Genomic DNA, 13,847 nt, shown 5'->3' with positions numbered 1-13,847 from the left:
AGAAAAAATTCCGTTTTCAGACAGTAATAAATCAGCCGCTTCTATTAGTTCCTCAAAAGGCATAGCATCTGAGAAACGAGCCAAATCTCTTTGCTCATTGTCGGTTTTGTAATCTTCGGTGTAAAATGGCGGATTGCAAACAATTAAATCATACTCGTCTTCTGGTTCTTCGACAAATTCGTCTAAACCTGCGTGGTAACAAAACAAACGGTCGCTCCAAGGAGAGTTTTCAAAATTATCAGTGGCTTGTTCGTAAGCGTCTTCATCAATTTCTAAAGCGTCTATTTGCTCAGCTGAAGTATGTTGTGCCAACATTAATGCAATAATTCCAGTACCTGTACCAATATCTAAAATAGAATTTGGATTATGGTTTATAGGAGTCCAAGCGCCAAGTAAAACGCCGTCAGTTCCTACTTTCATGGCTGTTTTGTCTTGTTGAACAGAAAATTGTTTGAATGAAAACATTGAGATTGATGATTAAAGAATAACCGATTAACCAAATAACCGAATCAACTTTTTCTAAAGATACATTTCTACCAAACCTTCAGGTAAATCCATGATGACTTTTTTGTTTTCTCTATCTATTTTTACAATAAAATGGTCAATCATCGGGATTAACATTTCTACTTCTCCGTTTAGAACTTCAAAAAGAGGCTGTGCTGTACTGTCGTTAATAGAAACAATTTTTCCAAAAACGCCAACACGCTTGTCTTCAATTTCAAAACCAATTACTTCGTGAAAATAGAATTTGTTACCTGTGAGTTTTGGTAACATTTTTAGCGGAAGATACACTTCGCAATTCATAATAGCATCAGCTTCTTCTTCGTTGTCTACGTCTTCAAAACGAACACGAAGAAAATCAGCTTTGTGTAGGTTGCTACTTTCAATAAAAAATGGAACCAGATTTTTGTTTACTTCAACAAAAACTGATTCCAAATCTTCATACATTTCAGGTTCGTCTGTATCTAAATAGATAAGAACTTCCCCTTTGAAACTAAATTTTTTTGCAATTTTACCTAAGTAGAAACAATCTTCTTTACGCATCTTGCAAAAATAAATATTAAGCTTCTGTTTCTTCTGTGTTTTCTTCAGCAGCTGGAGTTTCCTCAACTGTTGCTTCTACTTCAGTAGCAGTTTCAACAACTTCTTCAGTAGCAACTTCTTCTTCAACTACAGCTTCTGGAGCTTTAGCAGCTTCAGTTTGTGCAGCAATACGTTTTTCGTTTGCAACTGTTTCAGCTTTAAATGCTTTAGCTTTAGCATCAGATTGTGCTTTAGTTAAACCATCTTTTTTAGCATCAACTTTTCCAGATTTAGCTTCAATCCAAGCAGCTAATTTTGCATCAGCTTGATCTTGTGTTAATGCTCCTTTACGAACTCCTCCATCAAGGTGGTGTTTTAGTAAAGCTCCTTTGTAAGAAAGAATTGCTCTAGCAGTATCAGTTGGTTGAGCTCCGTTGTGCAACCATTGTACGGCAGCATCAAGGTTCAAATCTACTGTTGCAGGATTTGTGTTTGGGTTGTAAGTACCAATTTTTTCTAGGTATTTACCATCTCTTTTTGAGCGTGCATCTGCAGCTACTACCCAGTAAAAAGGTTTTCCTTTTTTACCGTGTCTTTGTAATCTAATTTTTACTGACATAATCTTCTGATTAATTTTGAGGTACTCGACCTCGATTATTTAAGGGTGCAAATATACATATTTTTTTGATACCTAAAGCTAAAGTGTTCATTTTTCGTTTTTTGCTTCAAATATTTTTTGCATTTAATAGGATTTTAATTGTAATCGGTTATTTTTGTAGCTTAAATTCAAGCTAAAAATGAAAAAATTTATATTTCTGTTTCTTTCAGTTGTTACATTAACATCATGCGAAAAAAATGTCGAGTTTAACAATCCTGGATTTCAAGGGTTAATCAACAACACATTATGGAAGGCTACAAACATGTCTGCAACTAAAGGTGCGTCTGGATCAATAACTATAAAAGGAATTTTTGGAGGTGAAAGCTTAGACTTAGCATTAAATTCTACAGCATTAGGAACAAGAACTTTAGGAACAATAACATCATCAAGTTTTGTTTCCTATTCATTAGAGAGTGCTTCAAACAGTTTCGATTATACGACAGGTATTACTTCTGCTCCAGCAAATGATGTTACGCTTTTTTCAGGAGGAACAGGTTATGTTACTTCAGATTTAGTGGTTACAATTGGCGGTTCAGGAACAAGGCTAAAGGTTAATATAGAAGCTGATGCTGGTGGTGCGGTTACAGATGTTTCAGTAAATGATCCAGGAGAAAATTATAGAGCTGGAGATTTAGTAACTATAACTGGTGGTGGTGCTAATGCAACATTTGTAGTAGATAATGTTACAAAAAGTAATGGAGAAATTACAATAACTGCTTATGATGGAGCTACTATCTCAGGTAATTTTAATTTTACAGCATTCGATTCTGGAAATAATCAAACGGCTTTTTGTCGTGAAGGCGTTTTTTATAAGGTTCCAGTAAATTAATTTCAATTTTTTTAATGGTTGTAAAATGCTGATTTATAGTTTATTTGAAAATAAAACAGCAACATAATGTAATTTAGAATATTAATAACTTACCTTTGTCCTAATATAATAAATATAATATATGAACATTTTTGTTGGAAGTCTTCCTTGGAGTATCGAGGAAGCAGATTTAAGAGAGTCTTTTGAGGCTTATGGTGCTGTAGAATCTGTAAAAATTATCACTGATAAATTTACAGGAAGAAGCAAAGGATTTGGTTTTGTTGAAATGCCAAATGACGAAGAAGGACAAAAAGCTATCGATGAGTTAAATGGTGCATCAGTTGATGGTCGTGCTATTGTAGTAAACAAATCAGAGCCAAAACCAGAAGGCGAAAGAAAAAGCTTCAATAACAGTCGCCCAAGTGGTGGTGGTTATGGTGGAGGTGGAAACAGCCGTGGTGGAGATTCTCGTAGCGGTGGTTACGGTGGTGGAAACAGCCGTGGTGGTTCTAACGACCGTGGTGGAAACAGAGGCGGATACTAATCTAACTTATTTTCAAAATATATCAAACCATTCGTTTTCACGAATGGTTTTTTGTTTTTATATATAGTTAAAACTATTCCAAAAAAATAATAGTGTTTAAAACAAGACGATTTTAAAAAACAACACAGCATAATTCAAATATTCATTGAACTTGTAATTTTATCAAAAAACATCCAATTATATTTTATCCATATTAAATTATTCTTGTTTACCAAAACCTGTTTCGCCAATCCATAAAACTCTTGCTCCTTTTATACAAGAAAATTGAACATTGTAGCTTTTTGGTTTTCCTTCGATATCGCTAAATTTTACTTGCCAATTATTAAGATTAGTAAACTTGCCACTCGATTTCACGCTTTGAAATTTTATATTGCCCACAAAACCACTAGCAACACCAAGATCCCATTTGTAAGTATTTCCCGCACCAAACTCAAAGCTCTCATTTGAAGCATGTGTATTAGCACCTGCATTAGCGCCAGTGTACGCATTTACATATTGTGTCATTCCAGAAAAATTGCTGGTCCATTTTCCTTTTAAGTCATTTGCAGCAACCGCAAATTTATTATAATTAGTCATATTTGCCATTTTATCCCAGCTTGATGCCAATGCTTGGTTTGTGTAGGCGCCAAATTCTTTTTCAAAAGAAAATTTATCGGCTGCAATAAACTCAACATATCGTCCTGAACCATTATTATAATGTTTTTTAAAAAATACCACATACACTGTTTTGCCAGTCGATTTTTCAACCATTTCTGCTTCTGCAAATTCTATGGATTGCCAACTGTATAAAGGTTTAAATTCCATATTGGTTGCTCTACTGTATTTTGGTGCAACAAGCATATCCCAAGCATATTTTAAACCAGCCATTAAGTCAGAACTGTAATCATCTACGGCTTTATTTGGATAGTGAAGTACCACTTTTAGATTTTCTTTTGTAACCTCAACCCAATCTTCTTTGACTGTGCTATTACAACCATTATCAAAATTGGTAGTTGTGAAAGCAAAACCATCATTTTTTGTATTTGAAACCAACTTTTCAGTTTTTACTATGTTTTTGATTGGTTTTTTAGTAGCATTAGTTGATTTTTTTAAAATTATCGATGCTATAAAATTGGTGATTTCGGATTGATAAGCATCACTATTGGTCAAAATAAGCATACTCATCATCGTTACCTTGTCGCTTGATGTGATTAAATAAACTACATTTTTAGAACCTTCAACTTCAAAAGTAGCGAAACCAGTTTTGGTTTCCCAGCCATTTTCAGTTTCAGTAGGTTGTAATTGAGGCTCGGCAGTTTCAGAAACCATTTGTTTTACGAATGATTTCCAAGTTAAATCAAAATTTTCTGCAGTCGTTGCTGTCGATGGCATCGATTTAAATAAAGTAATGGCACAGTAAATACCTAAATTTGTGTCTTCTTTTGTAAATTGAAGTGTGCTTTCTGATGTTTGTTTTTTCCAACCTTGTGGAACGGTATACGTTGCAATATCAAAAATTTCTTTTTGAGCGACCATATTTATTGAAGAAAGGATCAGTAAAAGTGAAATTATATTTTTCATAATTTGCATTTAAAATTAAATCCAGATTACAAATTATACTAATTTTTTGTAATCTGGATTAATTTGTTATTTAATTTTGGGCATACAAAATATTGGTTCCATTTGCCCAAGCTGCAGTATTTCGGTTGTAATATCCATACCAATCGTTGGCAGCTGGTGCGGTAGCATTGCCATCACCATTAGTATCGCCACCACGAGCATCATCTTTTATAGAAGTAAGAAAAGCCGTTACATCAAGTGATAAATTGATAACATTAAGCCCATACGTATTGCCTTGTGGAAATTTCATTATGGCACCTGGACCAATATTCATAGAACCCGTACTTTTTTGTAAGTAACCATCCATAACATAAGCAACTTCAGTTTCATTATAATTTACTGAAATATTGTTACCCCCATCAGGATATACCCAAATACAATTTTTGGCATTTTTTTGAGCTGGATTTGCAGGATTATAGTAAGAATTATTTGGGTTTAGAGAATAGGTGCCATTCAAATAAATAGGAATGTTATTGTCGTAAAAAATGTTATTTGTAAAAACCGAAACAGCAGCATCTTTCATATAAGCACCACCATAAAATGCAAATTGACTTGTAAAACCGGTGCTAGAAGCTGTGTGTGCAAAAATACAGTTGTCAAAAGAAAAAGAGGCACCAGCTACAGAAATTAGCACTGCACAACGATAACCGCCGTCGTTTGCACCAGCATATTTAAAATCGCATTTTTCAAAAATGTGCCCATTACCGCCGTTTAGGTACAAATTTAACCAATCGCCTTTTTGAGGTGTGGTTGCATTGCCATCACCATTAGTATCGCCACAAACAGAATCATCTGCAATGGAGGTAAATACAATTCTATTAGTTGCTGTTCCGTTAGCCAAAATTTTACCAGCATTATTAACTCTAATATTTCCTGCAAGTCCTAATTTTATAACCACTCCAGGCTCTATGGTTAAAGTGGAAGTTACCGTTACAGAACTATTGATTACATAAACATTTCCTGTAGTCCAAGTGGTTGGCGCAGCTATACCAGCAGTAACATTTACTATAGGGCAACCACCGAGCGTAGTAAAGACTTTGTCTTCTCCATAAGCAGTACCAGTACTATTGGTAGCAAAAGCTCTTATGTGTCCTGTGGTGTTTGGCGGTAATCCTGTAAAAGTGTCTGAAAAGGCTCCTAAGCCAGCACCCATTTCTAAAACATCATCATTAGCTGGGTCGTCAATGGTTGGGTTTATGGTTAAACTAATACAAATTCCTCTTCGGGTTACTGGGCTTCCACCATCAGACACAACGTTGCCGCCTAGGGTAGCATCTGTACTTGTAATTCCTGTTGGGGTGTCGGTAGTTACGGACAAAACATTCGGCGTTGCAGTTGGTGCATCGTCTTTGGAGCAACTTGCTATAAGAGTTGCAATGGTAAGGATTAGAATTATTTTGAAATTTTTCATAGTTTTTGTTTTAAAGTTTACTTAAATTAGGTTAGTTTATAGTTATTTTTCTAATTCTATTATTATCCCGATCTGCAATATAAATATTTCCGTTACTGTCTTTTATCAATGCTGACGGGGAAGAAAATTGCGCTATTGAACCTAATCCATCAGTAAAACCAATTGTACTTCCAGCTAAGGTTGTAACTTCACCAGTTGCGCTGATTTTTCTAATTTTATGATTATCTGTATCTGCCACATAAATAGCACCTGAACTATCTACGAAAATTCCTCTTGGAGAATTAAATTGTGCAGAAGCGCCCGTTCCATTTGCAAAACCTGACGTACTTCCTGCCAAAGTTGAAACTACGCCAGTTGGACTTATTTTTCTAATTTTATGGTTTCCAGAATCAGCAGCATATAAATTACCGCTGGCATCAATTGAAATGCCAAATATAAAACCAAATTGTGCTGTTGTTGCTGTACCATCTTGAAATCCAGAGGTGCTTCCTGCAAAAGTAGTAACAGCACCTGCGGGAGTTATTTTTCTTATTTTGTAGCTATCTATTTCTCCAATAAAAGCGTTTCCAGAAGGATCTAATACTATGGAAACAGGAAACTTAAATTGCGCCGCAGTACCAGTTGCATCTGTATAACCATAGGTACTTCCTGCCAATGTGGTAACTATTCCTGCTGGAGTAATTTTTCTAATTTTTTGATTTTCAGAATCTGCAACATATACATTTCCAGATGCATCTAGTGCAATGCCACTTGGTCCATTAAATTTTGCACCTGTACCTGTACCATCTGCAAAACCTGCGGTGCTTCCTGCAAGTGTCATGACAATCCCCGTAGAGCTTATTTTTCGTATTTTATGATTACCATAGTCTGCGACATATATGTTGCCAGAATTGTCTATTGCGATGCCAGTGGGTTTATTAAATTTTGCAGCAATACCTTGTGCATCGTCAGAACCTTGTGTTCCTCCTACAAAAGTGGTAACCTGAATTGTTGGTGGATTTGGCGTTGGTTCGACAATTTGTGAATCATCTTTAGAGCAACTTGCTATAAGAGATACAATGGTAAGGATTAGAATTATTTTGAAATTTTTCATAAGATTTGTGTTTTTAAAAAGGGTGTGTTTTTATCTTAAATTATAACTAATTATTATGGTTAAAGGGTTGTAAATGTTTTGTTTTCTCCATAAACAGTACCACTACTATTGGTTGCAAAAGCCCTCACGTGTCCTGTAGTACTAGCTGGAAATCCTGTAAAAGTATCTGAAAACGCTCCAATGCCTGTGCCCATTTCTATGACATCGTCGTTGTTTGGGTCGTCAATAGTTGGGTTTATGGTTAAACTGATGCAAATTCCTTTTCGTGTTACTGGGCTTCCACCATCGGAGACAACTTTACCTCCTAGTGTTGCTTGGGTATCTGTAATTCCTGTTGGCGAGTCAGTGGTTACAGCTAAAATATTTGGAGATGGAGCCGGCGCATCGTCTTTGGAGCAACTGACTAATATTGTTGTAATAATAGAAATCATAATTATTTTAAGATTTTTCATAGTTTTTTTTAAATTAGTTAGTTAATTTTTTTTGAAAGAATGAATTGATGAATCTTTCGTTTTTACTTTTAATTGATTTAATACTGTAAAATTAAAGCGTTGTAAATGTGTGGTTTTCCTATTAAATAATGATTTTGAGTATCCTACTTTCATAGGAGTTTTTCTTATTAGTTTAATTCTTAATTTGTTAGGTGCAATTATTAAAAACGTCAGTTCGAGTATTTTTTGTGCAGAGAAACGGAACAAAAAATGTATCGAGAACCATTTTTAAAGAAATTTTCTTTGTTCTCGATACGATTTTCTATCGAAAATCACTCGAACTGACAGAAAATTAACGTCAAAAACTAATTGCACCCAACGGGTTAATTCTTAATGAATTTTGAAACTGTAGATTTTCCATCTGAAATTATTTGCAGCACATACATTCCGTTTTGTAGTTTTTCGACATTTATGGTATTAGAATTTGTATTTTGTTCTAAAACTTTTTTACCTGTTAAATCGGTAATTGAAATTTTATCAATAGAAAGATTTTCTAAATTTTGAATGGTTAAAATATCTTTGACAGGATTGGGAAAGATTTTAATTTTGGTTTCATTTTTGGCGTTATTAGTTATAGAAAGTGTGTTTAATTCTAAACGCCATAACTCTCTACCATTTTGTCCGCCATTAGTAGCATTGAAAAATAAATTATCAGCCACATTGATTAAACCTTCTGGAGAGGAACTTTCACTCAAAAATCTAATGTTATAGCCAATAGTTCCGCTTGCTGTACCATCCGTTTTAAATAGCTCTTGACCAATAATTGCATCATTTGCAACGAAATATACCGTACCATTTATGTTTGTAAATTGACCAGGTTCTGAACCTCCAACACCGGCATAAAGATCTTTTATCATAGTAGTTCCTGCTTCTGTACCATCGCTTTTCCATAATTCAATACCATTAATTCCATCATTTGCAGAAAAATATAAAGTGCCGTTTGCATTTGTTAAATTATTAGGAAATGAACCATAGTTATAGGTACCAGTTCTAATTTCTTTAACTTTTACTGTTCCTGCTGAAGTACCATCAGATTTCCATAATTCAGAGTTTTGATTATTAGAATTTACCTCACTATCTGAGGCACTAAAAAATAAAATCCCATTTATATTGACTAAACTCCAAGGCGTAGAATTATTAGCAGTAAATCCATTATTACCAGGAAAAATATCTTTTACCATCATAGTTCCTGACGCTGTTCCATCGGATTTCCATAATTCTCTTCCATTAGTAGTGTCTTCTCCCACAAAAAACAATGTTCCATTTACATCAGTCAAAAACGGATACGAGCCAATGCTTGATTGTAAACCTGGCTGACCTCCAACAATTATAGTTCCTGCACTTGTACCATCACTTTTCCATAATTCAATGCCATTTATTTCGTCAACTGCTCCAAAAAATAAAACACCATTGACGTTGGTTAAGCTGTAAGGAACGGAACTATTTGGTGTACCATACGAGTTATTGCCAGTATAAATGTCTTTAACCATTACGGTACCAGTTGCTGTACCATCACTTTTCCATAATTCATATCCGTTGTCGATATTATTACATCTAAAATATAGTACTCCATTAACAGCTGTAAACATTGCTGCATCTGAATTTCCATCTGAAAAATTAAGGTAAATATTAATGTCTTTTACCATTACTGTTCCAGCTTCAGTGCCATCGCTTTTCCAAAGTTCACTGCCATTAATGCCGTTATTTGCTGTAAAAAACAAAGTGCCGTTAACATTCGTTAAATTGAATGGGTCAGAATTATTAGGTACGCTAGCAAACTGGTAGCCTGGATAAATATCTTTAACCATAACAGTTCCTGCATTTGTGCCGTCACTTTTCCATAATTCAAATCCATTTACACCATCATTAGCAGCAAAAAATAGGGTTGAATTAATTTTTGTAAAACTTGGATCATACGAAAACGAAGTATTTGTTCCAGGATTAATATCCTTGACCATATAAGGTTGTTGAGAATATACATTCCAATTAAATACAAATGAAAGCGCTGTAATTAAAAAATAAAATATTGTTTTCATAACTTTAAAGTTTAAATTATTTTTTCTCTAATGCTTCAATACGTTTGGTTAGTTTATCAATAATTGCCTGTTGCTCTTGAATGGCTTTTACCATTGGTGCCAGCAAATCGTTGTAACGCACACTGTACATTCCAGCATCGTCTTTAGTAATGATGGCGTTGTTTTTAGCTTCAAATTGGTTAAGTGTTGCTTCTATTTCTTGGGCTATAAAACCGTATTCTACTTTTTTGGAATCATCATTATTTCTGAAATAGGATACAGGATTTAGTTTGTTGATAAAATCCAAACCAAGAGAAGATTTTTTAATATCCGATTTCCAGCGTTTGTCTGAGGTTACTGATAATGCGACTTGGCAACCGAAATAAGTAATGTTGGCATTTCCTAAACGAATTTGATTAGAACCTGTGGCATTGGGCACATTTGCAGCAAAACCTATACCTATATTATTTGATCCAGCCGTCAATAAATTAAGTGCACTACCTCCGAGAGCAGTATTAATATCACCCGTTGCAATAGTATATAAAGCTTGACTCCCTAACGCTGTATTGTTGCTACCTGTGATGTTTGAATATGAGGCATAATGCCCATGAGCAGTATTGCTGCTTCCTGTTGTGTTTGACCGAAGCGCTTCTGTTCCCATTGCAATATTTGCATTCCCTGTTGTATTTGAAACTAACGATTGATAACCAAATGAATTATTATAAAAACCTGTTGTGTTGTTTTGTAACGCGAATGCTCCATTTGCCGTATTTAATGCCCCCGATGTATTTGCTTTTAATGCCTCTCCACCTATTGCGGTGTTATGATAGCCTACCGAGTTCGACTTTAATGCACTAAATCCTGTTGCAGTATTATTAGTTCCAGTAGTATTCAATTCTAAAGAACTCATACCTATTGCAGTATTGGCACCACCAGTAGTGTTTGCGTACATAGCAAAAGTACCCAAAGCCGTATTGTTTAATCCTGTTGTATTAAACCCAAGTGTACGATTACCAAAAGCAGTATTGAACCCACCAGTTGTATTGGCGTTTAATGCAAAATAACCAGTTGCAGTATTGTTGTTTCCTGTGGTATTGTATTGCAGAGAATTTGCACCAATTGCTGTGTTTTCATTTCCAGTTGAATTAAACCGAAGAGAACTTCTGCCATAAGCTGCGTTAGAATTACCAGTGGTATTACTGAACATTGATTCAACTCCAGATGCGGTATTGCCATAACCAGTAGTATTATTAGAAAGAGTATTGTAACCATTGGCTACATTTAAACTTCCTGAAGTATTGTTTAACATAGCTCCAAAACCAGTCGCGGTATTGTTACTACCATCTATATTTGAAAAAAGGGCATTTGTTCCAAAAGCAGAATTGGCGATTCCTGTTGTATTTTTATAAAGTGATTCTAAGCCTGATGCAGTATTATAGTTTCCCGTAGTATTGTATCCAAGTGAGCTAACCCCGATTGCAGTATTTCCAGCACTTATAGTGTTTGAACCTAAAGCATATAATCCAATTGCTGTATTTCGTGAGCCAGTTGTATTATAACCTAATGCCGATGATCCTAGAGCAGTATTTCCAATTCCTGTCGAATTTGTTGCAAGTGCATTGAAGCCCGTTGCTGTATTATCTATTCCGGTGGTTGTAAAATAAAGTGCGCCTGAACCAATTGCCGTGTTTTGCGCACCTGTTGTGTTGTTTAAAGCAGCATTTTTTCCGAGAGATACATTGTCATTGCTTATTCTACCTGCCAATATGCCATTTCTTTTGAAAACCAAATCATTATCATCATTAGTTCCTATAAAGTTTGATGCTGCATTGGTACCCCAATTTCCTTTGGTATTCCAAGAATTTTTACTATTTTCAGCATACAAAGCATACGGCACACTCAACAATTGACTTGTTCCTACAATAGTATAATTGGTTCCACCTGCTGGGTCGGTTTCGGTTTTTATGAAGTAAATTCCAGACTCCCAATTTATATCCGAAAAAACACCAGTAGCGACTGTTCCATTGCCAACTTGTAATGTTGCCAGTCCGTTAATATTAGTTGTAACATTTTGTGTTTCGACATAAGTTGGTGTTCCTGTTGCTGAACCTTGTAAAATACTTATTCGCATTCCTACATTTGTATTTCCTACAAGAGTGTTAGTCGTATTTCTTATTACAGCTTGATAACTCATTTTTTGAGGAGTATATGCTTGAGCGAAAACCGAGTTCTGTGAGCAGATTGCAGTGAGCAATAGCAAAGATTTTAAGATGTTTTGTATTGAATTTTTCATAATTTTAGTTTTAAAAGATTTCTTAATTCTTAAAAGTCAATGTTTTTAATTGGTATTATTGAGGAATTATTATTGCATACGCTCGAAAACCAACTTGTGGATCGTTAAAAATGTTTTTAGCTTTGAATTGAAATGTGTGCTGTCCAGGTTGTAAGTCAACTATATGTGGACCAATTGAGGCTGATGTGGGAACACTGTCTCCAGAATAATTAGCACCTATGATTCCAAATGTTTTAATAATGCCGCCCTGAAAAACCTGAAGTTCCCATTTTGTATTACAGGAACCTATCGAGCATGGTTTTGAAGTTGTTGTTTCATAGTTTAATATGACTCTTACAGGAACTGTTGTGGTAAAGCCAATGTGAGAATCTGGCAAATCAACCGTATTGAATCCAGAAAGATTTAGACTGGCAAAATTTCCTTGTACGGCTTTAATAATTGTTCCAACCGAACTCCAACTAGCACCAAAATTTGGACCATTGCTTGTTAATACTTGTCCTTTGACACCTTTATTACCATTAATTATTAGTGAACCATTTCCGCTTATTCCAAATTTTTCAGTTAATTGACCATTAGGTTCTCTTGTTGAGAAACCCAATCTTGAATTGTATTGACCAAAGAGACTGCCATCATCAATAAGACCTCCGATTGATGCCATTTTCTTTTCCTCAAATGCTGTATTATCAGCCCAACTAATAGTTCCAGCAGAACCTGTTGTGCCATTTGTAGATAAAATCAAATGTGGCTGGCTGTTGTTGCTACTCAACTGATTTTTTATTTCAAGTACTTTATCAGTTGTAGGATATCCATATTTTTGAGGAGTTGTTGTACCAATACCTATATCACCATTGCTTTTAGCTGTAAGTCTTGGAACATTTATAGTGGAAAGATGGGTTGATCCAGTAGCGTTGCTTCCATAAGTTCCCAATTCAACATCTTCAGGATTTCCAGCATAACTTCCTACATAACCACGATTGACGCCATTTTCTGCAAGCGTTACCCACATTGAGTTGCCTCCATCAAAAGTAGCGACATTAGGTGTATTAGATTTTACAGTTAATGGTGTAGCTGGTGTTGCTGTTCCAATGCCTACATGTCCAGAATTATTGTTACTAATAGCAGCACCATTAGTTGTCCATTTGTTATCGGCACTACTTAATGCATATGGCACGCTCAAAAGTTGGTTACTCCCAACAATACTATAATTGGTCCCACCACTAGGATCAGTTTCGGTTTTTATAAAGTAAATTCCAGAGCTCCAATTTATGGTTGCAAAAATCCCAGTCATAACAGTTCCATTTCCAATTTGTAGCGTTACTAATCCATTGGAATCGGTTGTAATAGTTTGCGTTTCTGAATATACAGCCGTTCCTATTGCAGAATTTTGTAAAATACTTATTCGCATTCCAATATTGGTATTTACAACTAAGGCGTTACTCGCATTTCTAATTACTGCTTGGTAGCTCATTTTTTGTGGCGCTTGAGCTTGTGCAGAAAAAAGAGTCAAGAACAAAGAAAAAAGAAGTGTTATTTTTACGATATTTTGTATTGAATTTTTCATAATTAGTTGTTTTTTACTATTCTAAAAGTTTTAATGATTTTGCTGTTTTCTGACACTTTCAAAAAATAAATGGCTGACGATAAATTTTCCAAAGGAATTTTAGTTTCAGTATTGGTAATTTTTTGATTTGAAATTTCTCTACCATTAATATCAAATAATTGATATGTTAAATCCTGAAAATCATAGTTTTCAATTTTTAAGTTTACAAACGATGTTGTTGGGTTTGGAAAAACCATCATCTGCAACTTTATTTGTGTAAATTCTTCGCCGCTCAAAGTAGAAATTTCAAAAGGTTGTTGCAGACCTTGACTTACAGAACCAGTTGTTCCTGTAGCCGCAATGTAATCTATT

General features: G+C 34.9%; 13 protein-coding genes. 2 read left to right on the top strand and 11 right to left on the bottom strand.

Annotation, left to right across the window (positions count from 1 at the left end; all coding sequences use genetic code 11):
• The 3 genes from ACHZC3_RS04410 to ACHZC3_RS04400 form a co-directional block, all read right to left on the bottom strand.
• The coding region (locus ACHZC3_RS04410; protein ID WP_394758670.1) for a tRNA1(Val) (adenine(37)-N6)-methyltransferase at positions 1 to 465 on the bottom strand (465 nt) is incomplete at its 3' end.
• Between the two features lie 54 nt (positions 466 to 519).
• Positions 520 to 1,044, bottom strand: coding sequence for a ribosome maturation factor RimM (gene rimM, locus ACHZC3_RS04405; RefSeq protein WP_394758669.1), 525 nt, complete (start codon positions 1,042 to 1,044; stop codon positions 520 to 522).
• Between the two features lie 16 nt (positions 1,045 to 1,060).
• A complete protein-coding gene (locus ACHZC3_RS04400) occupies positions 1,061 to 1,642 on the bottom strand; it encodes a 30S ribosomal protein S16 (protein ID WP_394758668.1) in 582 nt (193 codons plus the stop codon).
• A gap of 178 nt (positions 1,643 to 1,820) precedes the next feature.
• Between ACHZC3_RS04400 and ACHZC3_RS04395 the strand changes: the two genes are divergently transcribed.
• Positions 1,821 to 2,510: a DUF6252 family protein gene (locus tag ACHZC3_RS04395; protein ID WP_394758667.1), complete on the top strand. Its 690-nt coding sequence runs from the start codon at positions 1,821 to 1,823 to the stop codon at positions 2,508 to 2,510.
• Positions 2,511 to 2,631: 121 nt separating this feature from the next.
• Positions 2,632 to 3,033 carry an RNA recognition motif domain-containing protein gene (locus ACHZC3_RS04390; RefSeq protein WP_394758666.1) on the top strand — a complete coding sequence of 134 codons (402 nt, stop codon included), beginning with the start codon at positions 2,632 to 2,634 and terminating at the stop codon, positions 3,031 to 3,033.
• Positions 3,034 to 3,231: 198 nt separating this feature from the next.
• Here ACHZC3_RS04390 and ACHZC3_RS04385 read toward each other — a convergent pair whose 3' ends face one another.
• The 8 genes from ACHZC3_RS04385 to ACHZC3_RS04350 all read right to left on the bottom strand — a co-directional run.
• On the bottom strand, positions 3,232 to 4,593 hold the full coding sequence (locus ACHZC3_RS04385; protein WP_394758665.1) for a hypothetical protein: 1,362 nt from the start codon (positions 4,591 to 4,593) through the stop codon (positions 3,232 to 3,234).
• A 70-nt stretch (positions 4,594 to 4,663) separates the two neighbouring features.
• Positions 4,664 to 6,043, bottom strand: a complete 1,380-nt coding sequence (locus tag ACHZC3_RS04380; RefSeq protein ID WP_394758664.1) for a hypothetical protein — start codon at positions 6,041 to 6,043, stop codon at positions 4,664 to 4,666.
• A gap of 31 nt (positions 6,044 to 6,074) precedes the next feature.
• On the bottom strand, positions 6,075 to 7,136 hold the full coding sequence (locus ACHZC3_RS04375; protein ID WP_394758663.1) for an NHL repeat-containing protein: 1,062 nt from the start codon (positions 7,134 to 7,136) through the stop codon (positions 6,075 to 6,077).
• Positions 7,137 to 7,195: 59 nt separating this feature from the next.
• Positions 7,196 to 7,588, bottom strand: a complete 393-nt coding sequence (locus ACHZC3_RS04370; RefSeq protein ID WP_394758662.1) for a hypothetical protein — start codon at positions 7,586 to 7,588, stop codon at positions 7,196 to 7,198.
• Positions 7,589 to 7,950: 362 nt separating this feature from the next.
• Positions 7,951 to 9,663, bottom strand: coding sequence for an ELWxxDGT repeat protein (locus tag ACHZC3_RS04365; RefSeq protein ID WP_394758661.1), 1,713 nt, complete (start codon positions 9,661 to 9,663; stop codon positions 7,951 to 7,953).
• A 16-nt stretch (positions 9,664 to 9,679) separates the two neighbouring features.
• Positions 9,680 to 11,935 (bottom strand): tail fiber domain-containing protein, encoded by a 2,256-nt coding sequence (locus ACHZC3_RS04360; RefSeq protein WP_394758660.1) that lies wholly within the window; start codon positions 11,933 to 11,935, stop codon positions 9,680 to 9,682.
• Positions 11,936 to 11,990: 55 nt separating this feature from the next.
• A complete protein-coding gene (locus ACHZC3_RS04355) occupies positions 11,991 to 13,496 on the bottom strand; it encodes a hypothetical protein (protein WP_394758659.1) in 1,506 nt (501 codons plus the stop codon).
• A gap of 2 nt (positions 13,497 to 13,498) precedes the next feature.
• The coding region (locus ACHZC3_RS04350; protein WP_394758658.1) for a T9SS type A sorting domain-containing protein at positions 13,499 to 13,847 on the bottom strand (349 nt) is incomplete at its 5' end.

This window comes from Flavobacterium sp., from assembly GCF_043720215.1.
GTDB lineage: Bacteria > Bacteroidota > Bacteroidia > Flavobacteriales > Flavobacteriaceae > Flavobacterium.
This window is presented reverse-complemented; position numbering and strand designations above follow the sequence as displayed.

Coding starts and splice junctions, on each gene's coding strand:
- rimM (WP_394758669.1), bottom strand. CDS start 1,044: ATGCGTAAAGAAGATTGTTTCTACTTAGGTAAAATTGCAAAAAAATTT.
- ACHZC3_RS04400 (WP_394758668.1), bottom strand. CDS start 1,642: ATGTCAGTAAAAATTAGATTACAAAGACACGGTAAAAAAGGAAAACCT.
- ACHZC3_RS04395 (WP_394758667.1), top strand. CDS start 1,821: ATGAAAAAATTTATATTTCTGTTTCTTTCAGTTGTTACATTAACATCA.
- ACHZC3_RS04390 (WP_394758666.1), top strand. CDS start 2,632: ATGAACATTTTTGTTGGAAGTCTTCCTTGGAGTATCGAGGAAGCAGAT.
- ACHZC3_RS04385 (WP_394758665.1), bottom strand. CDS start 4,593: ATGAAAAATATAATTTCACTTTTACTGATCCTTTCTTCAATAAATATG.
- ACHZC3_RS04380 (WP_394758664.1), bottom strand. CDS start 6,043: ATGAAAAATTTCAAAATAATTCTAATCCTTACCATTGCAACTCTTATA.
- ACHZC3_RS04375 (WP_394758663.1), bottom strand. CDS start 7,136: ATGAAAAATTTCAAAATAATTCTAATCCTTACCATTGTATCTCTTATA.
- ACHZC3_RS04370 (WP_394758662.1), bottom strand. CDS start 7,588: ATGAAAAATCTTAAAATAATTATGATTTCTATTATTACAACAATATTA.
- ACHZC3_RS04365 (WP_394758661.1), bottom strand. CDS start 9,663: ATGAAAACAATATTTTATTTTTTAATTACAGCGCTTTCATTTGTATTT.
- ACHZC3_RS04360 (WP_394758660.1), bottom strand. CDS start 11,935: ATGAAAAATTCAATACAAAACATCTTAAAATCTTTGCTATTGCTCACT.
- ACHZC3_RS04355 (WP_394758659.1), bottom strand. CDS start 13,496: ATGAAAAATTCAATACAAAATATCGTAAAAATAACACTTCTTTTTTCT.